The organism is Janibacter hoylei PVAS-1 (genome assembly GCF_000297495.1).
Taxonomy (GTDB): Bacteria; Actinomycetota; Actinomycetes; order Actinomycetales; family Dermatophilaceae; genus Janibacter; species Janibacter hoylei.
Genome location: NZ_ALWX01000065.1, coordinates 1 through 23,507, shown reverse-complemented (window position 1 = coordinate 23,507; position 23,507 = coordinate 1). Strand labels below are relative to the sequence as shown.

General features: G+C 71.5%; 20 protein-coding genes and 3 pseudogenes. 12 read left to right on the top strand and 11 right to left on the bottom strand.

The features are described 5' to 3' along the window. The coding region (locus B277_RS13080; protein WP_007928993.1) for a single-stranded DNA-binding protein at positions 1 to 230 on the bottom strand (230 nt) is incomplete at its 3' end. 168 nt (positions 231 to 398) lie between these two features. On the opposite strand from B277_RS13080, the gene B277_RS13075 reads away from it, so the two are divergent. Together B277_RS13075 and B277_RS13070 are read left to right on the top strand one after the other, a co-directional pair. Continuing rightward, the gene (locus B277_RS13075; RefSeq protein WP_007928980.1) at positions 399 to 1,823 is read left to right on the top strand and encodes an FAD-binding oxidoreductase; all 1,425 of its coding nucleotides are present in this window, start codon (positions 399 to 401) and stop codon (positions 1,821 to 1,823) included. 211 nt (positions 1,824 to 2,034) lie between these two features. Then, the gene (locus B277_RS13070) at positions 2,035 to 2,892 is read left to right on the top strand and encodes an SDR family oxidoreductase (protein ID WP_007928979.1); all 858 of its coding nucleotides are present in this window, start codon (positions 2,035 to 2,037) and stop codon (positions 2,890 to 2,892) included. Between the two features lie 190 nt (positions 2,893 to 3,082). On the opposite strand, the pseudogene B277_RS20365 reads toward B277_RS13070, so the two are convergent. Continuing rightward, positions 3,083 to 3,211 (bottom strand): annotated as a pseudogene (locus B277_RS20365) (iron chelate uptake ABC transporter family permease subunit); the annotation flags it as partial. A gap of 72 nt (positions 3,212 to 3,283) precedes the next feature. Next, positions 3,284 to 5,644, bottom strand: coding sequence for an ATP-binding cassette domain-containing protein (locus tag B277_RS13060; RefSeq protein ID WP_007928976.1), 2,361 nt, complete (start codon positions 5,642 to 5,644; stop codon positions 3,284 to 3,286). A gap of 302 nt (positions 5,645 to 5,946) precedes the next feature. Here B277_RS13060 and B277_RS13055 point away from each other — a divergent pair, with 302 nt between their 5' ends. Continuing rightward, the gene (locus B277_RS13055; RefSeq protein WP_007928975.1) at positions 5,947 to 6,396 is read left to right on the top strand and encodes a MarR family winged helix-turn-helix transcriptional regulator; all 450 of its coding nucleotides are present in this window, start codon (positions 5,947 to 5,949) and stop codon (positions 6,394 to 6,396) included. 35 nt (positions 6,397 to 6,431) lie between these two features. Then, positions 6,432 to 7,634 carry an MFS transporter gene (locus B277_RS13050; RefSeq protein ID WP_007928974.1) on the top strand — a complete coding sequence of 401 codons (1,203 nt, stop codon included), beginning with the start codon at positions 6,432 to 6,434 and terminating at the stop codon, positions 7,632 to 7,634. Between the two features lie 53 nt (positions 7,635 to 7,687). Here B277_RS13050 and B277_RS13045 read toward each other — a convergent pair whose 3' ends face one another. Beyond that, entirely contained in the window at positions 7,688 to 8,047 is a 360-nt protein-coding gene (locus B277_RS13045; protein WP_007928973.1) for a GNAT family N-acetyltransferase, read from the bottom strand. After that, positions 8,004 to 8,189 (bottom strand): hypothetical protein, encoded by a 186-nt coding sequence (locus B277_RS19215; RefSeq protein WP_083853781.1) that lies wholly within the window; start codon positions 8,187 to 8,189, stop codon positions 8,004 to 8,006. The genes B277_RS13045 and B277_RS19215 overlap by 44 nt, the downstream gene beginning before the upstream one ends. Positions 8,190 to 8,261: 72 nt before the next feature. Between B277_RS19215 and B277_RS13040 the strand changes: the two genes are divergently transcribed. Then, positions 8,262 to 9,893 carry an AMP-binding protein gene (locus tag B277_RS13040; protein ID WP_007928972.1) on the top strand — a complete coding sequence of 544 codons (1,632 nt, stop codon included), beginning with the start codon at positions 8,262 to 8,264 and terminating at the stop codon, positions 9,891 to 9,893. 50 nt (positions 9,894 to 9,943) lie between these two features. Here the strand turns inward: B277_RS13040 and B277_RS13035 are convergent, their stop codons facing one another. After that, positions 9,944 to 10,138 carry a mechanosensitive ion channel family protein gene (locus B277_RS13035; protein ID WP_007928971.1) on the bottom strand — a complete coding sequence of 65 codons (195 nt, stop codon included), beginning with the start codon at positions 10,136 to 10,138 and terminating at the stop codon, positions 9,944 to 9,946. 122 nt (positions 10,139 to 10,260) lie between these two features. Between B277_RS13035 and B277_RS13030 the strand changes: the two are divergent. Continuing rightward, positions 10,261 to 11,386, top strand: a pseudogene (locus tag B277_RS13030) (methyltransferase domain-containing protein). A 6-nt stretch (positions 11,387 to 11,392) separates the two neighbouring features. Here the strand turns inward: B277_RS13030 and B277_RS13025 are convergent. Continuing rightward, entirely contained in the window at positions 11,393 to 11,713 is a 321-nt protein-coding gene (locus tag B277_RS13025; protein WP_128277096.1) for a DUF4190 domain-containing protein, read from the bottom strand. A 144-nt stretch (positions 11,714 to 11,857) separates the two neighbouring features. On the opposite strand from B277_RS13025, the gene tdh reads away from it, so the two are divergent. Together tdh and B277_RS13015 are read left to right on the top strand one after the other, a co-directional pair. Further along, the gene (tdh, locus tag B277_RS13020; RefSeq protein ID WP_007928966.1) at positions 11,858 to 12,898 is read left to right on the top strand and encodes an L-threonine 3-dehydrogenase; all 1,041 of its coding nucleotides are present in this window, start codon (positions 11,858 to 11,860) and stop codon (positions 12,896 to 12,898) included. A gap of 2 nt (positions 12,899 to 12,900) precedes the next feature. Next, positions 12,901 to 14,098, top strand: a pseudogene (locus B277_RS13015) (glycine C-acetyltransferase). 4 nt (positions 14,099 to 14,102) lie between these two features. Here the strand turns inward: B277_RS13015 and B277_RS13010 are convergent. The 3 genes from B277_RS13010 to B277_RS13000 are packed head-to-tail and all read right to left on the bottom strand — an operon-like array spanning position 14,103 to position 16,294. Then, the gene (locus B277_RS13010; RefSeq protein ID WP_007928965.1) at positions 14,103 to 14,723 is read right to left on the bottom strand and encodes an L-threonylcarbamoyladenylate synthase; all 621 of its coding nucleotides are present in this window, start codon (positions 14,721 to 14,723) and stop codon (positions 14,103 to 14,105) included. Between the two features lie 44 nt (positions 14,724 to 14,767). Continuing rightward, complete coding sequence (locus B277_RS13005; RefSeq protein WP_007928964.1) at positions 14,768 to 15,832, bottom strand: ArsO family NAD(P)H-dependent flavin-containing monooxygenase; 1,065 nt, start codon at positions 15,830 to 15,832, stop codon at positions 14,768 to 14,770. Positions 15,833 to 15,838: 6 nt separating this feature from the next. Then, on the bottom strand, positions 15,839 to 16,294 hold the full coding sequence (locus tag B277_RS13000; RefSeq protein ID WP_007928963.1) for an OsmC family protein: 456 nt from the start codon (positions 16,292 to 16,294) through the stop codon (positions 15,839 to 15,841). Positions 16,295 to 16,376: 82 nt separating this feature from the next. Here B277_RS13000 and B277_RS12995 point away from each other — a divergent pair, with 82 nt between their 5' ends. Next, positions 16,377 to 16,973 (top strand): histidine phosphatase family protein, encoded by a 597-nt coding sequence (locus B277_RS12995; RefSeq protein ID WP_007928962.1) that lies wholly within the window; start codon positions 16,377 to 16,379, stop codon positions 16,971 to 16,973. Positions 16,974 to 16,986: 13 nt separating this feature from the next. Here B277_RS12995 and B277_RS12990 read toward each other — a convergent pair whose 3' ends face one another. Further along, complete coding sequence (locus B277_RS12990) at positions 16,987 to 18,468, bottom strand: glutamate-cysteine ligase family protein (protein WP_007928961.1); 1,482 nt, start codon at positions 18,466 to 18,468, stop codon at positions 16,987 to 16,989. Between the two features lie 119 nt (positions 18,469 to 18,587). Here B277_RS12990 and B277_RS12985 point away from each other — a divergent pair, with 119 nt between their 5' ends. The 3 genes from B277_RS12985 to B277_RS12975 are packed head-to-tail and all read left to right on the top strand — an operon-like array spanning position 18,588 to position 23,358. Then, the gene (locus B277_RS12985) at positions 18,588 to 19,046 is read left to right on the top strand and encodes a DUF7134 domain-containing protein (protein ID WP_156811793.1); all 459 of its coding nucleotides are present in this window, start codon (positions 18,588 to 18,590) and stop codon (positions 19,044 to 19,046) included. Continuing rightward, positions 19,043 to 20,224 (top strand): exonuclease SbcCD subunit D, encoded by a 1,182-nt coding sequence (locus B277_RS12980; RefSeq protein WP_007928956.1) that lies wholly within the window; start codon positions 19,043 to 19,045, stop codon positions 20,222 to 20,224. The genes B277_RS12985 and B277_RS12980 overlap by 4 nt, the downstream gene beginning before the upstream one ends. Continuing rightward, complete coding sequence (locus tag B277_RS12975) at positions 20,221 to 23,358, top strand: AAA family ATPase (RefSeq protein ID WP_007928954.1); 3,138 nt, start codon at positions 20,221 to 20,223, stop codon at positions 23,356 to 23,358. Before B277_RS12980 ends, B277_RS12975 begins: the two co-directional genes overlap by 4 nt. Positions 23,359 to 23,507: the final 149 nt, after the last annotated feature.

The following is a 23,507-nucleotide window of genomic DNA, read 5'->3' as shown; positions in this document are numbered from 1 at the left end:
ACCCGCACGCCGGTGCCGTCCTCCAGGCGTGCCGCCGCACGCCTGGCCGACGCCGACCAGCAGGCGCAGTCGATCGTGTCCACCGGCTGCCCGTCATCTCTCGCGACGACCACCCGCAGCGTCACGAGCTCGTCGCCGCTCGGCAGCGTCCGGCTCGCCGGTGGCCCGCTCACCCGACCGGTGATCTCGACCCGGTTGACCTCCGTCGTGCGCTCCGCCGTCGTGCCCATCACGTCTGCTCCCTGTCGTCGGTGTGGCTCCTACCCTCTCCGCCCGAGCCCTCGACCGGCGGGCCGGCGATGGACCTGTGGACAGTGCGTGGTCGCGCCGAGAGGGTGGTGACATCACGGTTCGGTATACGTCCCAACCACCCCTGTCGGGCACACGTCTGCCGGGACATGGAGATCACACGCCGCACCGTCCTCGGCGCGGGGGCAGCACTCCCCCTCATCGCCGCACCCGCCCGCGCCGGAGCCGCCACGACGAGCGGCCCGAGCCCACGCGACTGGGCCGAGCTCGACTCGGCGCTGCGCGGCAGCATCGCCAGACCGGGGTCGTCGAGCTACAGCAGCCGGGTCCCCCTCTTCGACCCCCGCTGGGACTTCCGCCGACCGGCTGCCGTGGCTCGCGTCCTGTCGACTCGTGACGTGGCCACGTGCGTGACCTTCGCCCGTGACCACGGGCTCCGCGTCACCGGTCGCTCTGGCGGGCACTCCTACGTCGGTGCGTCGGCGACCTCCGGGTCGCTCGTCGTCGACACGCGGAGCCTGCGCAATGTCGTCCTCCGATCCGGTGACACCCAGACGATCGTGGGCGCCGGTGCCGGCCTGTACTCCGTCCACGCCGCACTGGCCCAGCGAGGCCGCTCGATCCCCACCGGCACCTGTCCCACCGTCGGGACCGCAGGGCTCACCCTGGCCGGGGGGCTCGGGGTCGACAGCCGCCGCTACGGCCTGACCGCCGACCGCCTCGTCGGCGCCACGGTCGTCGACGGCCGCGGCCGCATCCACGAGGTCGACGCCTCGCACGAGTCGGACCTTTACTGGGCGCTCCGGGGCGGTGGCTCCGGCGTCGGGCTCGTCACCATGCTCACCTACCGGACGATCCCCGCCGCCTCGATGGGCTTCTTCTCGCTGTCCTTCCCGGCGTCCTCCGCCGCCACCGTGCTGCGCCGCTGGCCCGAATGGCTGGCCACCCAGCCCAAGGACACCTGGGCCAATGCGCACGTCGACGTCTCCGGGTCGTCGCTGTCGGTGCGCATCTTCGGCGTCTGTCCAGCAGGCAGGCAGGACGCCCGGGCCGCGTCCCTGCGCCAGGGCATCGGCATCACCCCGACCCGGACGAGCACGACCTCGCGCTCCCACCTCGAGGCAGTGAAGTACCTCGGCGGTGGCTCGACGACGCCACGGACCCGGTGTGCGGCCGGGTCCGACATCATCGCCCGGATGACGACCGGGACAGCCGACGCCATCGTCTCCGCCATGCGATCGGCCGGCTCGCGGGGGCTGGCCGCCGCCGCGATCCTCGACCCGCTCGACGGAGCGGTGAGCTCCCCGTCGACGGGGGCCACCCCCTTCCCCTGGCGCTCGCACACCGCGAGCGTGCAGTGGTACGTCGGCCTCCCCTCGTCCGCGACCTCGAGCAGCTATGCCGCCGCGCACGACTGGATCGGGCTGGCGCACGAGCGGCTCGGTGGGCGCAGCGTCGGTGGCTACATCGGCTATCTCGAGTCCGGACGGACCCGCCGTGACTACCTCGCCGACAACGCCACCCGCCACACGCAGGTGAGCGCCGCGTACGACCCCGACGGCGTCATCCTCTGACGCTGACCCGACCCGCCCCGGGAGCGCCCGGCCCGGTGGGATCCGGTCCCCCGGAGACGCGCGGACGTGCCATCGTGGGTCGAGGCGCGCACGACGCGTGGGTGTGCGCCGACCACACCGACCCAGGAGACCTTGTGACGACCCATCCCCGGACGGGCACGACGACCGACGCCCGCCCCATCGAGCACGGCACGATCCGAGCGGCGCGGCGATGAGCGCCGAGACGCACCGGTGGCCTGCCGGCGCCGTCGTCACCGGCGCCGGCCGCGGCCTGGGGCGGCAGATCGCCGGCCTTCTCGTGGAGCGGGGCTACCGGGTGCTCGTCACCGACCTCGACGAGGCGGCGGCGCAGCAAGTGGCGCGCGAGCTCGGCGAGCGAGCGACAGCTCTCGCGCTCGACGTCCGTGACGACGCGGCCGTGCGTGCCGCGCGCGATCGGATCATCGCCGTCGCCGGTCGCCTGGACGTCTGGGTCAACAACGCCGGCGTGCTCTTCACCGGCCCCGCGTGGGAGCACGACGAGCAGCAGCGCCGCCTGATGATCGAGGTGAATGCGATCGGGACGATGAACGGCACGCTGGCCGCCGTCGAGTCGATGCGTGCCGACGGCGGTGGCCAGATCATCAACATCGCCTCGCTCGCCGGCCTCACCGCCGTGCCCGGCGAGGGGGTCTACGCCGCCTCGAAGCACGCCGTCATGGGGTTCAGCCTGAGCACCATGGCCGACCTGCGGGCAGCCAAGGTCAAGAACGTGCACATCTCGTGCATCTGCCCCGACGGCATCTGGACGCCGATGCTCCACGACAAGCTCGACGACCCCGGCGCCGCGCTCTCCTTCTCCGGCAAGCTGCTGCAGCCCCACGAGGTCGTGTCCGCGGTGGGCAAGGTCCTCGAAGAGCCGCGGCTGGTCACCACCCTGCCCGGGTGGCGCGGGGCGGTCGTGCGGTTCGGCGACCTCTTCCCGGCTCTCGGGCTGGCCCTGACGCCCTTCGTCGTGCGGCAGGGCGAGCGAACCCAGCGCCGGATGCGCAAGGCGCAGCAGGGCCGCCGGCGGATCGGCTGGCGCTGACCCAGGCGCGAGCGCCACGTTGACCTCCTCCCCGTCGAGCACGAGCGCACGCTCGTCCTTGACGACGGACAGCGAGCTGACCTTCGGGTCGCCGACGACGTCGACGAGGGTCGTGGCCACCAGGGCTCCGGCCATGGCGAAGGGGATGCTGCTGGCGTCGACGTGGCGGCGACGAGCGGAAGCCGACGACCATGGCGACGTAGGCCCCGGCGTTGACCCCGAGGAGCCCGGGGTCGGCGAGCGGGTTGCGGGTGATCCCCTGCATGAGCGCGCCCGCGATGCCCATCGCGGCACCCACGGTGAGCACGAGCAGGGTGCGCGGGAGACGTGACCCCCCGGATGATCTGGGCGTTGGTGCTGCCGTCGTCGTGCCACGGGGCCGCCACGCGACCTAACCCTCGTGGCCCACGTAGGCCGCCAGGTGCGTGGCGGTGAGGGTCTCCCCCTTCGCCACGAGGTCGGCAGGCGTCCCCTCGAAGACCACCCGGCCCCCGTCGTGACCGGCGCCGGGCCCCAGGTCGATGATCCAGTCGGCGTGGGCCATGACGGCCTGGTGGTGCTCGATGACGATGACCGACTTGCCCGAGTCGACGAGGCGGTCGAGCAGCGCGAGCAGGTTGTCGACGTCGGCCAGGTGCAGGCCGGTCGTCGGCTCGTCGAGGACGTAGACCTCGCCCTTGTCGCCCATGTGCACGGCGAGCTTGAGCCGCTGGCGCTCGCCACCGGAGAGGGCCGTGAGCGGCTGGCCGAGGGTGAGGTAGCCCAGACCCACGTCGACGAGACGAGTGAGGATCCTGTGCGCGGCCGGCAAGGAGGCCGGGCCATCCTTGGCGAAGAAGGCCTGCGCCTCGGTCATCGACATCTCGAGCACGTCCGCGATGTTCTTGCCGGCGAGCTCGTACTCGAGCACCGCCTCCTGGAAGCGGCGCCCCTCGCAGTCCTCGCACGGTGACTCGACCGTGGCCATGACCCCGAGCTCGGTGAAGATCACGCCCGCGCCGTTGCACGTCGGGCAGGCGCCCTCGGAGTTGGAGCTGAAGAGCGCCGGCTTGACCCCGTTGGCCTTGGCGAAGGCCTTGCGCACCGGCTCGAGCAGCCCCGTGTACGTCGCGGGGTTGCTGCGGCGCGAGCCCTTGACCGCCGACTGGTCGACGACGACCTCGTCACGGTGGTCGAGCCCCGAGTGGATGAGCGAGCTCTTGCCCGACCCGGCGACGCCCGTCACCGCGACGAGCACCCCGGTCGGGATGTCGACGTCGACGTCCTGGAGGTTGTGGGTGCTGGCCCCGCGGATCTCCAGCGCCCCCGTGGCGGAGCGGACCTCGTCCTTGAGCGCGACGCGGTGGTCGAGGTGGCGCCCGGTGAGGGTGTCGCTGGCCCGCAGCTCGTCGACGGTGCCCTCGAAGACGATCTCGCCCCCCTTCGACCCCGCCATGGGGCCGAGGTCGACGGCGTGGTCGGCGATGGCGATCGTCTCGGGCTTGTGCTCGACGACGAGCACGGTGTTGCCCTTGTCGCGCAGCCGCAGGAGCAGGTCGTTCATCCGGTCGATGTCGTGCGGGTGCAGACCGATCGTCGGCTCGTCGAAGACATAGGTGACGTCGGTGAGCGAGGACCCGAGGTGGCGGATCATCTTGGCCCGCTGGGCCTCGCCGCCCGACAGCGTGCCGGCGGGACGGTCCAAGGAGAGGTAGCCCAGGCCGATCTCGGTGAAGGAGTCGAGCAGGTGCTGCAAGCCGGCGAGCAGCGGCCCGAAGCCAGGCTCGTCGAGCTCGCGCACCCAGGCCGCCAGGTCGTTGATCTGCATCGAGCACAGGTCGGCGATGCTCTTGCCCTCGATCTTCGACGCGCGCGCCTCCGGCGTCAGGCGAGTGCCCTCGCACTCCGGGCAGGTCTGGAAGGTCACGGCCCGCTCGACGAAACGGCGCACGTGCGGCTGCATCGCCTCCGGGTCCTTGGAGAGCATCGACTTCTGGATCTTGGGGATGATCCCCTCGAAGGTGAGGTTGACGCCCTCGACCTTGATCTTCGTCGGTTCGCTCCACAGCATCGTCTCGAGCTGCTTCTTCGTGAAGTCCCTGATCGGTGTGTCCATCGGCAGACCCATGCCGGCGAAGAGGCGGCCGTACCAGCCGTCCATCGAGTAGCCGGGGACGGTCAGGGCCCCGTCCTCGAGCGTCTTGGTGTCGTCGTAGAGGGCCGTGAGGTCGATGTCGCTCACCTGCCCCATGCCCTCGCAGCGCGGGCACATGCCGCCGAGGTAGACCGCCTGCTTGACCGTCTTGCGCTCGGTGTGGGTCCCCTTGTCGGTCGTCATCGACCCGCTCGCCTTGCGCGTGGGGACGTTGAAGGAGAAGGCAGTCGGCGGGCCGACGTGCGGCTGGCCGAGCCGCGAGTAAAGGATGCGGAGCATGGCGTTGGCGTCGGTCGCCGTGCCCACCGTCGAGCGCGGGTTGGCCCCCATGCGCTCCTGGTCGACGATGATCGCCGTCGTCAGCCCCTCGAGGTGGTCGACGTCGGGCCGCGCCAGCGAGGGCATGAAGCCCTGGAGGAAGGCGCTGTAGGTCTCGTCGATGAGCCGGCGCGACTCGGAGGCGATCGTCCCGAAGACGAGCGAGCTCTTGCCCGAGCCCGAGACCCCGGTGAAGACCGTCAGCCGCCGCTTGGGCAGGTCGACGCTCACGTCCTTGAGGTTGTTTTCCCTCGCTCCCTGCACCCGGATGAGGTCGTGGCTGTCGGCGGCGTGCGGCATGGGTGCTCCAGACGATGGGGTCGAGGCGGGTCTGCTCGAGCAAAGCAGATGCTGGCCACATGTCGCATCCGGCCCCGCACGGCCTCCTCGTGCTGCACACTCTGGGCGTCCTCGGTCATGCGAGTGCCGGCGCCATCGCGGCACGTGACCGATCGCGGCCGGGCGATGGGAGAGCGAGACCTCGCCGCCGAGCTGGACTCGGCTTCCCGCTCGGGAGCGACGACCCCACCGGCTGAGTCCCACCGATCCTCCGCTGGACGACCACTTGCGATAGATAGGAGTCCTATGTAACGTGGCGGGACGTGCCCGACGACTCCATCGACCAGACCGCGAGCGACCTCGTCACCTATGCCGCCCGTCTCGTCCGCGCCTCGCGCCAGCACATCCACCGCACTCCCCCCGCCGGCATCCGCGTCCTGTCGCTCGTCGACGAGCACGGCCCCACCGGCATCGGACGACTCGCCGAGCTCGACCGCACCTCCCAGCCGACGATGTCCGGGGCCGTCGCGACGCTCGTCGAGCGCGGCTGGGTCACCAAGGAGCCCGACCCGTCCGACGCCCGCGCCACGAGGGTCACCCTCACCGACGCCGGACGCCGCGCGCTCGCGGTCGTCCGCGAGCGCAGCGCCACCACCGTCTCCCGGGTCATCCGGGAGCACCCCACCCTGACCCCCGAGGACCTCGCGACCGCCGTCACGGTGCTGCGCGCGGTGCTGGAGGCCAGCTCGTCCCAGCAGGAAGGTCAGCAGTGACAACCCCCGCAGTACCCGCCGAGACCACCCCGTCGATGTGGAAGCAGCCGCGCGCCGTGTGGGCCGTCGCCTTCGCGTGCGTCATCGCCTTCATGGGCATCGGTCTCGTCGACCCGATCCTCAAGCCGATCGCCGACGAGCTCGGCGCCACCCCGAGCGAGACCTCGCTCCTCTTCACCAGCTACATGGCGATCATGGGCGTGGCGATGCTCGTCGCCGGCTTCATCTCCTCGCGCATCGGCGCCAAGCGCACCCTCATCGCCGGCCTGACCCTGATCATCGTCTTCTCCGCGCTCGCCGGGATGTCCGACAGCATCGGGGCGATCGTCGGCTTCCGCGCCGGCTGGGGCCTGGGCAACGCGCTCTTCGTCGCCACGGCCCTGTCGACGATCGTCGTCGCCTCCGCCGGAAGTGTCGGCCAGGCGGTGATCTTCTTCGAGGCCGCCCTGGGCCTGGGCATCGCCGTCGGCCCGATCGTCGGCGGTCAGCTCGGCTCGATCTCCTGGCGGGCCCCATTCTTCGGGGTCGCGGTCCTCATGGTCGGGGCCGTGGTCGTCACCTCCTTCCTCCTGCCGCCCACTCCACCGTCGGGCCACAGGACCTCGCTCGCCGCGCCGCTCAGGGCGCTGCGTCACCCGGGTCTGCTCACCGTCGCCCTCACCGCGCTCTTCTACAACATGGGCTTCTTCACCCTGCTCGCCTTCACCCCCTTCCCCCTCGACATGACCGCCTCGCAGGTGGGGTGGGTCTTCTTCGGCTGGGGCGTGCTCCTCGCCATCACCTCGGTCAAGACCGCCCCGTGGTTGCAGCGCCGCTTCGGCACCATCCCGTCGATCATCGGCGCGCTCACCCTCTTTGGCCTCGACCTGGCAATGATGGCGGTCCTTGTCGACTCCAAGGCCGCCCTCGTCGTCGGTGTCGTCCTCGCCGGCGCCTTCCTCGGCGTCAACAACACCCTCATCACCGAGGCGGTCATGGGCTCGGCTCCGGTCGACCGGCCGATCGCATCGTCCGCGTACTCCTTCGTCCGCTTCTCCGGTGGCGCCGTCGCCCCCTGGGCCGCGGGTCGCCTCGGGGAGGAGGTCGGCATGAGCGCCCCCTACTGGATGGCGACGATGGCGGTCCTCGTCGGCGTCGCGATCTTCGCCTATGGCTCCCGCTACCTGCGCGGCGAGCAGACGCCCGCTGCGCACAGCCCGGCCGAAGGGGAGGCCGTCCTCGTCGGCGACGCGGACTGAGCGGCCCTTCGAGACGGTCGCTTCGCGACCTCCTCAGGGATCGGGGAGGGCATCTACCCCAGGTCGAGGAACATCACGTGCAGTCCCACGGGACCGTGCTCCGGGTGGTCGAAGGCCCCGGGCACGGTCCCGATGACCTCGAAGCCCAGTGACTGCCAGAGACCCACAGCGCGCTCGTTGGTCTCGACGACGGCGTTGAACTGGATGCCGGCGTAACCCTGCTCGCGCGCCCACCCGATGACGTGCTCGCCGAGTGCTCGTCCCACGCCCCGCACACCGGCGTCCGGGTCGACCATGAAGGACGCGGTGGCGATGTGCGACCCGCGGCCGGGCCGGTTGGGCCCCATCTTCGCCGAGCCGATGACCCGGTCACCCGACTCGGCGACGACGGTCCGGCCGGGCGCCGTCTCCATCCACAACGCGTGCGCCTGGGGGGGACGTGAGCCCCTCCGGGTAGGCGTAGGTCCGCCCGTCGTCGACGATGCGGGCCCAGAAGGGGAAGATCTGCGACCAGTCCTCGTGGGTGGCCGCGCGGATCGTCAGGTCGCTGCTCACCGGGTCAGCATCGCACCCGGGAGCGTGGCAGGCTTCGCGGGTATCGCAACGACGCGACGACGGAAGGTGACCATGACCCAGCCCGCACTCCCTTCGTACTCCTCCGGCACCTCGGACGCACCCCTGCTCGGCGACACGATCGGGGGCAACCTCGAGCGGACCGTGGCGACCCACGGTGACCGCGAGGCGCTCGTGGACGTGCCGAGCGGCCGCAGATGGACCTATCGCGAGCTGCTCACGGACGTCGACGCCGTGGCGCGTGGCCTCATGGCGAAGGGGGTGTCCGCCGGCGACCGGGTCGGCACCTGGTCACCCAACTGCGCCGAGTGGACGATCCTGCAGTATGCGACGGCGCGGGTCGGTGCCGTGCTCGTCAACATCAACCCGGCCTACCGCTCGCACGAGCTGACCTACGTCGCGCAGCAGTCCGGCCTGCGGATGCTCGTGAGCGCCCAGCAGCACAAGACCTCCGACTACCGGGCGATGGTCGAGGAGGTGCGGGGTCAGCTGCCCGACCTGCGAGACGTGGTCTACATCGGCGACCCCTCCTGGGCGGAACTCGTCGCCGGCGGAGCCTCGGTCACCGAGGACCAGCTCGCCGAGCGCGGCGCCGGTCTCACCCCCGATGACCCGATCAACATCCAGTACACCTCGGGCACGACCGGCTTCCCCAAGGGCGCCACCCTCAGCCACCACAACATCCTCAACAACGGCTACTTCGTCGGCGAGCTGATCCGCTATACCGAGGCCGACCGGATCTGCATCCCCGTGCCCTTCTACCACTGTTTCGGCATGGTCATGGGCAACCTGGCGGCCACTTCGCACGGGGCGTGCATGGTCATCCCGGCACCCTCCTTCGAGCCGGCGGCCACCCTCCGGGCGGTCGTCGACGAGCGGTGCACCTCGCTCTACGGCGTGCCGACGATGTTCATCGCCGAGCTCGGGCTCCGGGACTTTGCGGACTACGACCTGTCGAGCCTGCGCACCGGGATCATGGCCGGGTCGACCTGCCCGGTCGAGGTGATGAAGCGCGTCGTCGCCGAGATGAACATGGCGGAGGTCGCCATCAGCTACGGCATGACGGAGACCTCCCCCGTCTCGACGATGACCCACACCGACGACGACCTGGCCCGCCGCACGGAGACGGTGGGCCGGTCGATGCCGCACATCGAGTCCAAGGTCGTCGACCCGGTGACCGGTGTGACCCTGCCGCGTGGTGAGACCGGCGAGCTGTGCACGCGCGGCTACAGCGTGATGCTCGGCTACTGGCAGCAGCCGGACAAGACCGCCGAGGCGATCGACGACGCCCGGTGGATGCACACCGGAGACCTGGCGACGATGGACGAGCACGGCTACGTCGAGATCGTCGGTCGGATCAAGGACCTCGTCATCCGGGGCGGCGAAAACATCTATCCCCGCGAGGTCGAGGAGTTCCTCTACACGCACCCGTCGATCGCCGACGTGCAGGTCATCGGCGTGCCCGACGAGCGCTACGGCGAGGAGCTCATGGCGTGGGTCGTGCTCAGGGAGGGCGTCGCTTCGCTCACCGTGGACGACGTGCGCGAGTTCGCCGCCGACAAGCTCGCCCACTACAAGATCCCGCGGTACGTCCACGTGACCGATGCCTTCCCGATGACGGTGACGGGCAAGGTCCGCAAGGTCGAGATGCGGGAGCAGGCGGGCGAGATCCTGCGCGCCGACTGAGCCGGACGCACGAAGGGTGGTACCCCGGAGACCGGGGGTACCACCCTTCGTCATGTGGTGCGGTGAGTCAGACCTGCCGGTCGCCCGTCGACGACTGCTCGGACGGGGCCTGCGCCTTGTCCGATGCACAGCTTGACCAGGAGGTTGGCGAGGAGCGCACCGACGAAGAAGACGATCCCGGCGCCGATGAGGTTGGGGCGGAAGCCGAGGACCCCGTCGACCATGCCGTGGATCGGGGTGAGCACCGGCTCAGGCCGAGGAGCTGCAGGATCTCGACGGCCTCCTCGGCTGGCTAGGCTGCAGCCATGAAGCACAGAGGTCGGCTGCACCAGCGGGTCGTGGAGTCACCTCCGCCGGGATGGTGACCATGCGCTGCCCCCACTACGACGCCGGGGAGTGCCGATCGTGCACCCTCATGGGCACGCCCTACGAGCAACAGCTGGCCGACCTCGACGCCCACGTGCGCGAGGTCCTCGCCGACGTCGTCCCGCACGATGTCTGGGACGCCCCCGTCGCCGGCCCCGAGTCCGCCTTCCGCAACAAGGCCAAGCTCGTCGTGGGCGGGACGAAGGGAGCACCCACCTTCGGCATCCTCGACGCCGACCGCCGGGGAGTCTCGCTGCCGGAGTGCGGGCTCTACGAGCCCCGGCTCGCCGCAGCCCTCGACGGTCTGCTGCCGGCCGTCGCCGAGCTCGGGCTGACCCCCCTTCGACGTCCCGGGACGTCAGGGCGAGCTCAAGCACCTCATCGTCACCGGCTCGCCCGATGGGGAGCTCATGGCGCGCTTCGTGCTCCGCTCCCCCGGGCAGATGGGTCGGGTCGAGCGCGGGCTCGACCTCCTGCGCAAGGCCGCCCCCGGCCTGCGGGTGGTGTCGGTCAACCTGCAGCCGGAGCACAAGGCGGTCCTCGAAGGCGAGGAGGAGGTCGTGCTCACCCCGGCCGACACCCTGCCGATGCGCGTCGGCGAGATCGTCTTCCACCTGCGGCCGCGCAGCTTCTTCCAGACCAACACGACGGTGACGACCGCGCTCTACGGGCAGGCCCGTGACTGGGTCGGGCAGATCGACCCCGGCAGCGTGCTCGACCTCTACTGCGGTGTGGGTGGCTTCGCGCTCAACGCTGCCCTGGCGCCAGGTCGTCAGCGGCGCGTCGCGGGTATCGAGGTCGCCCCCGATGCGGTGCTCAGCGCGCGCCGGTCGGCGGGCGAGCTCGGCCTCGACGTCGACTTCACGGTGGGGGACGCGAGCGCCCTCGACGCGCTCGACCACGACCTCGTCGTCGTCAACCCGCCGCGTCGCGGAATCGGGCCGGACCTGTGCGGCGCCATCGAGGCCACCCGACCGGACCACGTCATCTACTCCAGCTGCAATGCCACGAGCCTCGCCGGTGACCTGGCAGCGCTCCCGGGCTACACGGTGCGGCAGGCACGCGTCTTCGACATGTTTCCCCAGACGCGCCACCACGAGGTCCTCGTCCTGCTCGAGCGCGCCTGAGCGGGCTCAGGGGCTCGTGCCGATGATCGCGACGAGGCCGAGGATGAAGACGACGTAGCCGACGACGAGCAGCACGATGAAGCCGAGGAGCGCTGTGCCCACGATGCCGACGAGGCGCCCGATGACCGCGTGGTCCCGGTTGGTCCACCCCATCTCCGGGTGGGCGTCGATCTCCTCAAGGGCCTTCGAGCCCATGATCCAGCCGATGATGCCCAGACCAGGGACCATGGTGAGGCCGATGATGCTCAGCACCAGGGACGTGGTCGCGTTGCCGTGCGATCGCGGCATCGGCGGGTACGAAGGGGGTGGCAGCTGGGGCGTCGTCATGGTGCCTCCACCGTAGGGGCCCGCGACCGTCCCGACCACGGGGAGGTCTCCCCTTCGTCCCGCGTCGTGATGCGGCCGGAGGGCCGGCTCGGGTCTAGGGTCGTGACCGCGGTCACCCCGCACCACCCGTCGACAGGACAGCAGATGCGCGCACTGGTCAAACCCCGCCGAGGCCCAGGCCTCGAGCTGACCGACCTCCCCGAGCCCCACGCCGGCGACGACGAGGTCCGCGTCCGGGTCCTGCGTGCCGGCCTGTGCGGGACCGACCTGCACCTGCACGGCTGGGACGACTGGGCCGCCGGTGCGGTGCCGAGCACGCCCCAGATCATCGGTCACGAGTTCTACGGCGAGGTCGACGAGGTCGGTCGCAACGTGACGAGCGTGCGGGTCGGCGACCGGGTCTCCGGCGAGGGCCACATCGTCTGCGGCACCTGTCGCAACTGCCGCGCGGGGCGTCGCCACCTGTGCATCAACACCATCGGTGTCGGCGTCAACCGTGACGGCGCCTTCGCCGACCACGTCGTCATCCCGGCGACCAATGTCTGGGTCCACCACGACGACATCGACCCCGACCTCGGGGCGGTCTTCGACCCGCTCGGCAACGCCGTCCACACGACCCTCTCCTTCCCCCTGGCCGGGGAGGACGTCGTCGTCACCGGTGCCGGCCCCATCGGCGTCATGGCCGTGGCGATCGCCCGGCACGTCGGGGCGCGACACATCGCCGTCACCGACCTGTCCGATGCCCGCCTCGAGCTCGCGAAGGGAGCAGGCGCAGACCTGCTCGTCAACGCCGCCCGCTCCGACCTCGGCCAGGCCATGCGAGAGCTCGGCATGAAGGAGGGATTCGACGTCGGTCTCGAGATGTCGGGTGCCCCACCGGCGGTCGCTGACATGATCGACCACCTCAACCACGGCGGGCGGATCGCGATGCTCGGCCTGCCCAAGGACGCCTACCCCGTCGACTGGGGCAAGGTCATCACGCACATGATCACCATCAAGGGGATCTACGGCCGGGAGATGTACGACACCTGGTACACGATGAGCTCGATGCTCTCGACGTCACCGGTGCTGCGGGAGGCCATCTCCTCCGTCATCACCCACCGCTTCCCCGCGGAGCAGTGGGAGGAAGCCTTCGCCACGGCCGCCTCGGGAGAGTGCGGCAAGGTCATCATGGACTGGAGCTGAGCATGTACACGATCAAGGACGACCTGACCGCCACCCTGCAGGAGATCCGTGACGCGGGTCTGTGGAAGGACGAGCGCCGGCTGACGAGCGCCCAGCAGGCGCACATCACGACGACCACCGCCGAGGCGATCAACTTCTGCGCCAACAACTACCTCGGGCTGGCGGACCACCCGCAGGTGCGGGCGGCGGCCGCGGCCTCGCTCGACGAGTGGGGCTTCGGCATGGCGAGCGTCCGCTTCATCTGCGGCACCCAGGAGCTGCACACGCGTCTCGAGGCGGCGCTGTCCGACTGGTTCGGGACGGAGGACACGATCCTCTACTCGAGCTGCTTCGACGCCAACGGCGGCGTCTTCGAGGTCCTCTTCGGCGCCGAGGACGCGATCATCTCCGATGCCCTCAACCACGCCTCCCTCATCGACGGGATCCGGCTGAGCAAGGCCGCCCGCTACCGCTACGCCAATGCGGACATGGACGACCTGCGCGCCCAGCTCGAGGCGGCGAAGGGAGCCCGCCGCACCGTCATCGTCACCGACGGCGTCTTCTCGATGGACGGCTACCTCGCCCCGCTGGAGCAGATCTGCGACCTGGCCGACGAGTACGGCGCGATGGTCCTCGTCGACGACTCCCACGCCGTGGGCTTCGTCGGTGAGGGTGGTGGCGGCACCCCCGAGGCCTGTGGCGTCGCCGACCGCGTCGACCTGCTGACCGGCACGCTCGGCAAGGCCCTGGGTGGGGCGAGCGGTGGGTACGTCAGCGGGCCCGCCGAGGTCATCGCACTGCTGCGTCAGCGCTCGCGGCCCTACCTGTTTTCCAATGCCGTGGCCCCGGTCGTGGCGGCCGGCTCGCTGACCGCCATCGAGATCGCGCGGGGGGTCGGACGAGGCGCGGGCGACGCTGCGGCGCAACACGCTCATGTTTCGCGAGCTGATGACCGAGGCGGGCTTCGACCTGCTGCCCGGCGACCACCCGATCACGCCGGTGATGTTTCCCGGCGAGGACGGCGCCCGGCAGGCGGCGCAGATCGCCGACGCCATGCTCGGGCACGGCGTCTACGTCATCGCCTTCTCCTACCCCGTCGTGCCGCAGGGCCAGGCGCGCATCCGGGTGCAGCTGTCGGCCGCCCACAGCGAGGAGGACGTGCGCACGTGCGTGCGGGCCTTCGTCGCGGCCCGTGACGAGGTGCTCGGCGCAGCGGACTGACGCCTCACTCGAAGGGCGTCGGGTCGCCTGCCCCGTGGCGGGCGACCTCGGCCTCCCCGGACGAGAGGTCGACGACGGTGGTCGGCTCGGTGCTCACCTCGCCGGCGTCGATGACGATGTCGACCTGGTGGTCGAGAGCCTCCTTGACGTCCCACCCGAAGGTCGGCGTCTGGGTCTCCCCCGGCAGGAGGAGCGTCGAGATGAGCATCGGGTCGCCGAGCCCGGCGAGCAGAGCCTGCGACAGCGGGTGGTCGGGGATGCGCACTCCGACGGTCTTCTTCTTGGGGTGCAGCAGCCGCTTGGGCACGTCCTTCGTCGCCGGGAGGATGAAGGTGTAGGGCCCCGGTGTCGCGGACTTCACCGCGCGGAAGACGGCGTTGTCGACGTGGACGAGCTGCCCGAGCTGCGCGAAGTCGGCGCACAACAGCGTGTAGTGGTGCTTGTCGTCGAGCCGGCGGATGTCTCGGATGCGGTCCTTGACGGCCTGGTCGTCGAGCCGGCCTCCGAGGGCGTAGCCCGAGTCGGTGGGGAAGGCGACGAGGGCACCCTCGCGGATCCGCTCGACCACCTGGGCGACCGTGCGGGGCTGGGGGTTGTCGGGGTGGACTTCGACGAAGGTGGCCATGGGTCCACCGTAGGCCCACCGGGCCTCCGTGCGCCCGGACGGCCTCAGGGCTGGTGCGTCTCGTCGGCGAGCTCGCGGGCGAGGGAGGCCGCGAGGGACTTGGCGGTGCGCCCGACCCCGATGAGGGTGGCCGAGGCGGGCCCGGTCCAGTCGCCGTAGCCGACGAAGCAGACCCGGCGATCCTTCGTCGACCGGTTGTCCACGACCTCCGGGTAGCCGTCGGAGGTCCGCAGCCGCAGGGAGCGCAGGTGCCGCAGGGCCGGCCGGTACCCGGTGCACCAGATGATCGCGTCGAGGTCGAGGAGCTCCCTCCCGATGACGGCGCCCGACGGGACGATGCGGTCGAACATCGCCCGGACCCGCAGGGCCCCCTGGGCCCGGGCCTCCCGGACCCGGGGAAGGGCGACGATCTCCCCGATGATCGCCTCGGTCTGGGCGCGGGCATCGCCGGCCGCCTGCAGTCGCGCGGTGGCCCGGTCGAAGAGGTGCCGACCGTCGACGTCGTCGGGCAGGAAACGCAGCCGTCGGGCCGACACCAGCGACACCCGTTCGGCGACGTCGACGAGGTCGGCGGTGATCTGCACGCCCGAGTTGCCGCCCCCGACGACCGCGACCCGCTGCCCGGCGAAGTCGTCGGGACCCCGGTAGTGGGCGCTGTGCAGCTGGGTCCCGGCGAAGTCGGTCCGCCCCTCGACGGTCGGGACGAAGGGGGCCGCCCACGTGCCTGTGGCACTGACGACGTACCGGGTCCGGATCTGCCCGACGTCGGTGAGCACGGTCAGCCCGTCGTCGTCGGCGATCACGTCGCTCACGACGACCGGACGCTGCACGTCGAGGTCGTAACGCTCTTCGTAGGCCCGCAGGTAAGCCAGCACGTGCTCCACCGGGGGGAAGGCGTCCGGGTGCGGCGGCATCGGCCAGCCCGGCAGCGAGGAGTAGGCCGACGGCGAGAAGAGTCGCAGCGAGGGCCAGGTGCTCTGCCAGGCACCGCCCGGCTCGTCCTGCGCGTCGAGGACGACGTGGTCGACTCCGGCGCGACGCAGGTGGTAGGCCGTGGCGAGACCCGCCTGTCCCCCACCGATGACGACCACCTCGACATCACCGAGCATGTGACCTCAGGCGTCCTCGGCGGTCATCTCGACCGGCGTGCCGATCTGGACGGTGCGGGAGACGGTGCACAGGCGATCACGGGACTGGGCCACGGACCGCGGGAAGGCCGCGCGTGCGGCGTCGCCCCCTTCGCCCTCCGGGAAGCCGAGCCGGAAGGTCACCTCGAGGTCGGTCATGTGGTTGCCCTGCTCGGGTGAGGAGGCCTTGGTGCCCTCGGCAACGACGACGAAGCTCTCCGGCTCGGCCCGGCGGGAGGTGATGTGGTCGACGTCCACGGAGCTGCAGCCGGCGAGCGCGGCGAGCAGCAGCTCGACGGGGGTGAAGTCGTCGGTGGTGCCGTCACCGATGGTGATCGTGCCGCCCCGGGCATTGCGCAGCTCGTATCGGCCGAGTTCCAGCCGCGTCAGCTCGACACTGCGGTGGCCCTGGCCGGTACCCCCCGTGGTCTCGTCGCTCGTCATCCCAACCTCCGCATGTCGTCGTGGTGCGGCCGGATGGGCCGCGTGCCGATCCTCGCAGACATCGCCGCACTAGGCTGCACGCATGCCAGCCACCCGCTCCGGCCGCCTCGTCCTGCTGCGCCACGGTGAGACGGAGTGGAGCCGCGACGGGCTGCACACGGGCCTCACCGACCTGCCGCTCACCGACCACGGGAGGGCGCAAGCCGCGGAGGCCGGCGAGCGGCTGCGCGCCCACGGCGTCGAACCCGCTCTCGTCCTCTGCTCCGACCTGCGGCGTGCCGCCGACACGGCCAAGCTGGCCGGTCTGCGGGCGCAGACCGACGTCGACCTGCGCGAGTGGGACTACGGCGGGTACGAAGGGAGGTCGACCGCCGAGATCCGCGAGGAGACGGGCACGGCGTGGGACGTCTTCCGGGACGGTGTCGTGCCGGGTCCGACGCCCGGTGAGACGGTCGAGGAGGTCGCGGCACGTGCCTCCCGGGTGCTGCGACGGGTCACGCCGACGCTGGCTGACGGTGACGTCGTCCTCGTCGGGCACGGGCACACCTCACGAGTGCTCGCGACGGTCTGGCTGCGCACCACTCCACGACTCGCGGCGGGTCTCACTCTCGATGCCGCCCACCTGGCTGTGCTGGGCCACCACCGCGAGGACCCCTGCATCATCAGCTGGAACTGCTGACGGCAGCGCCGACTCAGGGCAGCGGCCAGGTGTGCACCGGCTCGTTGGTGTGCATGTGCTGCCCGTAGAGCCGGGTCATCTCGGCCAGCGCCGCTGACCGGTCCAGCCCGCCCTCCTCGAGACGGGCGACGCACTCGGTCTGCCAGACCGCGCCGTTGACCCCGCTGGTGCACCGCCCCTCGATGACGCCGAGGTACCGGCTGATGACCGCATCCGAGACGCCCCAGTTCTGCAGCCCGCGGCGGGCCAGCGGCAGCAGGTGGCGCACGGTGAGCTCGTCGGCGCCCAGCTCGCCGTGGCCGGGCCAGTAGAGGCGGGCACGGAGTCCGTCACGGGCCGCGGCCTCGAAGTTGGCCTGGGCGGCGGGGAAGGACATCTGAGTCCAGATCGGCCGGTCCTCGCGGGCGAGCATCCGCACGGAGCCGTAGTAGAAGGCCGCATTGGCCAGCGTGTCGATGATCGTCGGGCCGGCGGGGAGCACGCGGTTCTCGACGCGGACGTGCGGTCGCCCCGAGCCGGTGTCGTAGATGGGCCGGTTCCACCGGTACACCGTGCCGTTGTGGAGGTTGAGCTCGCCGAGCTCAGGGGTGCCGCCGGCGTCGAGCACGGCCACGGGGTCCTCGTCGGTCGTCTCGGCGAGCAGCGCCGGGAAGTACCGCACGTTTTCCTCGAAGAGGTCGAAGATCGAGGTGATCCACCGTTCGCCGAAGAAGACGCGCGGGCGCACGCCCTGGTTCTTCAGCTCGATGGGCCTGGTGTCGGTCGCCTGGCTGAAGAGCGCGATCCGGGTCTCGGCGTGCAGGCGCCGCCCGAAGAAGAAGGGTGAGTTCGCCGCGAGCGCGATCTGCGGCGCAGAGATGACCTGGGCGGCGTTCCAGTGGTCGGCGAACTCCCCGGGGCCGACCTGCAGGTGCAGCTGGACCGATGTGCACGCGGACTCGGGCGCGATGGAGTCGGCGAAGGTGTGCAGCCGCTCCCCCGTCGGGCCCTCGATGTCGAGGACGATGTCCTCGCCGCGGGCGACGAAGATCGAGTCGTTGAGCGCCGTGTACCGGTTGTTGTCGCTGATCCACTCGCCCTGGAAGTGCTCGGGACGGATCGTCGGCAGGATGCCGATGGCGACGATCCGTGCGTCGGCCTCCTCCGCCTTGGCCTCGGCCCGGTTGAGCGACTCGCGCAGGCTCTCCTCGAGCTGCAGGGCGGAGTCCCCAGGCAGGGGCCGCGGTGCGACGTTGAGCTCGATGTTGAACTGCGCGAGCTCGGTCTGGTACTCGGGGTCGGCGATGGCCTCGAGCACCTCGTCGTTGACGAAGGCGGGCTGCTGGTCCTCGTCGATGAGGTTGAGCTCGATCTCCAGGCCGGTCAGCGGGACCTCGTCGTCGAAGGCCCGCTCGGCGAGCATCCGCTCGAAGACATCGAGGTCCTGGCGGACCTTTTCGCGGTAGCGCTGGCGCTCTTCGCGGGTGTAGCTCTGCGCGGCGACGTCCTTGCCCATGGCCCCTGCCTCTCACCGGTGCTGCTCCTGCCGGTGAATCTACCCACGACCGCACCCGACGGCGAGGATCCGACCACGGGCTGATGCATCGGCGCCCGGCACCTGCCTTCGCTCGGCCCGTGAACCTCCCTGCGGCTCCCGACGACGCCGGCAGCCGGCTCGAGCGGCTGTGCTCCTGGCCGGCCGCCCACGTCGAGCTCGTGGACCTCGCGCTCGCGGCGCTGCTGTGGCTGCTCACCGCCGCCGCGTACCTCGTCTCGTACGCGGGACTGCCGATGGGCGCCCTCGAGATGCTCGCCCTCTTCGGCGTGGCGACCCTCCAGGCGGTGCCGCTCGCCTGGCGGCGCACGCGCGGCGGGCCGTCCTGGGCGCTCGTCGTCCTCGGGCACCTGGCGCAGCTGCTCGTCGAGGGCCGCGACCGTGGCGTCGGCCGCGGCGCTCGCTGCCGACTGATCCGTGGACCGGGGTTGGGGCTGCGCAGGGGGCAGCCCCACCACCTTCGTCCCCCGCCCCGCCCCGGCGAAGGGGGTGTCGCGCCGCCGCGTTGTCGGTGGCGCCTCATAGCGTGGTGCTCATGAAGCTGATCCACACCTCCGACTGGCACCTGGGCCGCGCCTTCCACGGCGTGGGCCTGCTCGGTGCACAGGCGGACTACGTGGACCATCTCGTGGAGACCGTCCGCGAGGAGTCGGTCGAGGCGGTGCTCGTCTCGGGCGATGTCTACGACCGGGCACTCCCGCCGCCCGATGCGGTGCAGCTGCTGTCCGAGGCCCTCACCCGGCTCATCGACGCCGGTGCGACCGTCGTCCTGTCCAGCGGCAACCACGACTCAGCCATCCGGCTCGGCTTCGCCTCGGGGTTGCTCGAGCGCTCGGGGCTGCACATCCGCTCCGACGTCGCCGACGTCGGCCGCCCGGTACTCGTCGGCGACACCGCCGTCTACCCGCTCCCCTACCTCGAGCCGACCGCGACGTCGGTCACCGAGTCGCTCGCGGTCGGCGAGCGGACCCACACCGCGGTGCTCGGGGCCGCGATGGAGCGGGTCCGCGCGGACGCTGCCGGGCGTGGCCCGAGCACGGTGGTCATGGCGCACTGCTTCGCCAGCGGGGGCGCCGCGAGTGACTCCGAGCGCGACATCACGACCGGTGGCGTCGCCATGGTGCCGGCAGACACCTTCGACGGGGTCGCCTACGGTGCCCTCGGCCACCTCCACCGGCCCCAGCAGGTCGCCGACCACGTGCGCTACAGCGGCTCACCGGTGGCGATGTCCTTCAGCGAGACCGGGCACACCAAGGGTTCGCTCCTCGTCGAGATCGACCCGCAGGGTGGCGTGTCGGTGGAGCAGGTGGCCGCACCCGTGCAGCGGGAGCTGGCCGTCGTCCGCGGTGACCTCGACGAGGTGCTCGCCAGCCAGCAGCACGCCTCCGCCGAGCGGGCCTGGGTGCAGGTCGTCCTCACCGACCCGGTCCGCCCCGTCGGCGCGCTGGAGCGACTGCGCCGGCGCTTCCCCCACCTGCTGCAGCTGACCTTCGAGCCCCGCGGTCAGGTCGTCCCGGTGCGCTCCTACACGGCTCGTCTGCAGCACCGCGAGCCGCTTGACGTGTGCTGCGACTTCGTCGCCGACGTCCGCCACGGTGTCCCGGCCGACGAGGCCGAGCGGCACGTCCTCGCCGCTGCCCTGGAGGCGGGCCGCCGCGACCGCGACCGGGCGGAGGAGTACGCGGCCCCGCGCCGGCGGCGTCGAGGCGTGGCATGAGGATCCACCGGCTGCGGGCGACGGCCTTCGGTCCCTTCGCCGACTCGATCGATCTCGACTTCGAGGCCGTGGGCGCCAGTGGCCTCTTCCTCATCCACGGGCCCACCGGCTCCGGCAAGACCAGCCTGCTCGACGCCATCTGCTTCGCCCTCTACGCCGGTGTGCCCGGCGAGCGACGGGGCCCGTCGCTGCGCAGCCAGCACGCCCCGATCGAGCTGCGCACCGAGGTCGAGCTGGAGATCACGGTCGCTGGTCGGCGACTGCGCGTCGTGCGGCACCCCGCGCACGAGCGCCCCAAGCGACGCGGCACGGGCACCACGACCGACCCGGCCGGGGTGCGCCTCGAAGAGCTGGAGGGCACGACGTGGCGGACCCTGAGCACGCGCATCGACGAGAGCGCCCAGCTGCTCGACGACCTGCTCGGCATGGGGCTCGAGCAGTTCCGGCGGGTCGTCATGCTGCCCCAGGGGGACTTCGCGGCCTTCCTCCGCGCCACCGACGAGGAGCGTCGCGAGGTCCTCGAGCGGCTCTTCGACATCTCCGACTACGCCGCTGTCGAGGAAGAGCTGGTCCAGCGACGTCAAGCCGGCGACGGGGTGATCAAGGCCGCCCGGGCACGTCTGGACACCCATCTGGCACACCTGGTCGACGTGCTCTCGGCCGCCGATGCCGACCTGCCCGAGCCGGAGATGCCCTGGTCCGAGCTGGCGCTGGAGTCGCTGCCGACGGCCCTCGATGCGGTGTCGGCCGCCCTCGACGAGCGCTCGGCGGAGGCGCTGACCCGTCTCGACGCCGCCGACCGCGCTGCGGTCTCGACCCGGGACCGGCTCGACGAGGCCCGGCACACGGCGGCGCTGCGGCGACGGGGCGAGGCGGCCCGGTCGCAGCTGGACGGTCTCGAGGCGGTCGGTGACGTCCACGACGAGCGGCGGGTCGCTCTCGCCCGAGCGCGAGCAGCTCTGGCCGTGCTGCCACACGTCGAGGAGGTCGCCCGGGCCGAGGTGGCGTCGCGCACGGCGCAGGAGGCCCGTGCTGCGGTGGAGCTCAGCCTGACTGACGTGCTGGCCGGGCGCGACGTCGATGCGGTACGGGCTGGTCTGGTCATCGGCACCGAGCCCCTCGCTCGAGCCGGCACCCAGGTGGGTCACCTGCGCAGGGTGTGGGCCAGCGGCCCGGTCCTCGACCAGCGGATCGAGGCCGTGACCGCGCGGTGTGCGCGCGCGGCAGAGGCCGTGGCAGCCGTGCAGCAGCAGGCCGAGTCGGACGCTGCGGCACTCGAGCGGATCCACGGGGCGCGTCGTCGGTCGGCACTCGTCGAGCCGGAGATCGCACGTCTCGACGAGCTGAGGCGGAGCCGGCAGCTCGCTGGCCGGCTCGAGGAGGAGCTGCGCGCCGCCACGGACACGGCCCAGGCCGCACGGGAGCGTGCCCAGGACCTGCGGGGAGCCGTCCAGGCGCTCGTGGCAGCACGGCTGGACAACATGGCCGGTGAGCTCGCGGGACTGCTCACCGACGGAGACCCGTGCGCTGTCTGCGGGTCGTGCGAGCACCCGGCTCCCGCATCCGCCGCCAGAGTCGTGACTCCGGAGGAGATCGAGGAGGCCCAGTCACTGGCCGACGAGGCAGAGGCCTCCCACGAGCTCGCGCGCGGACGGCGCGAGCAGCTGGGCTCCCGCCTCGACGCCGCCCGCACCGAGGTCGTCCGGCTGGCGACGGCGGGCGACCCCGGTGTCGTCCCGCACGACCTCGATGCGGCGGCAGAGATCCGGGTCCGTGACGAGCTCGCGGCCGAGGCCGCAGCCCTGTCCACCGAGCTGTCGGCCGCGGCCGATGTGGAGCAACGGATCGCGCAGAGCACCGAGGATCTGGCCACCACGCGCCAGACCCTCGTCGAGCACGAGAGCGAGCTGGCCTCGCTGCGGGCGCGACGTCAGGAGCTCGTCGACGAGATCGACGAGCTGCTCGAGGCCCTGGCCAGTGATCTGCGCGAGCACGCCCGGGTCTGTGTCTGCGCCCCGGACGAGGAGGCTGGCCCGCTGCCCGCCGAGCCGGATCTCCAGCGGTCCGCCGACCTCGGCACCGTCAGCTCCAGCATCTCTGGCCTCGTCGACCGGGTCGAGGCGACCCAGGAGCGGCACCGACGCGTCGAGCAGGGCGTCGAGGCGCTGGCGGTCGCCGATCGCGACGTGGCCCGGTCCACGCAGCTCCTCGAGGCTGCCGGCGAACGGCTCGCCGACGCCCTGCAGGAGCACGACGTCGCCGGTGCCGACGAGGCGCGGGCCTCGGCGCTGCCCACCCACCGGCTCGCTGCCCTCGCCGAGCAGGTCGACACGCACGAGCGGCAGTTGGCCGCCTGCCGCGCCACGCTCGACGACGACGAGGTCCGCGGTGCCTTGCAGACCGACGAGGTCGATCTCGCCGAGATGGAGCAAGCGGCCCGGGCTGCTCGAGTGCACGCCGACGAGACGCGACGTCGGCAGGCCACCTCAGGGGCGGTGCATCAGCAGGTCACGCGAGTCGCCCGACTCGTCGTCGACGAGTGCAGCGTGCTCGGTCCCGCGGTGGACGAGGCCGCGCTCGTGCGGCGCGTGGCCGACCTCGTCACCGGGACGAGCAGCGACAACGACAAGCGGATGCGTCTGAGCACCTATGTGCTCGCGGCGCGGCTCGAGCGGATCGTCGAGCTGGCCAATGCCCGGCTGACCGCCATGGCGGACGGCCGCTACGAGCTCGCCCACGACGACTCCTCCGCCAGGGGCCAGCGTCGCGGTGGTCTGGGCCTGCTCGTGCGCGACCTGTGGACGGGGCAGGACCGTCACCCCGCGACCCTCTCCGGCGGGGAGTCCTTCACGACTTCCCTCGCCCTGGCTCTCGGTCTGGCCGACACGATCCGGGAAGAGTCCGGCGGGGTCGAGCTCGGCACACTCTTCGTCGACGAAGGTTTCGGCAGCCTCGACCAGGACAGCCTCGAGCAGGTGCTCGACGTCCTCGACGGGCTCCGGGACGGCGGCCGCTGCGTGGGCGTCGTCAGCCACGTCAGCGAGATGCGTTCTCGCATCCCCACCCAGGTGCGGGTCGACAAGACCCAGCACGGCTCGACCGTCGGCGTGACCGGGGTCCTCGGCGTCGCCTGACCCGGCCACCACCCCCCTTCGCGCATTTCCCTAGGGAAATACGCACCCCACCCCGCATTTCCCTAGGGAAATGCGAACCCCCTTGCGCATCTGCCCAGGGAGATGCGCAAGGGGGGCTCGGGTGGAGGGGTCAGTCCTCGAAGGCCTCG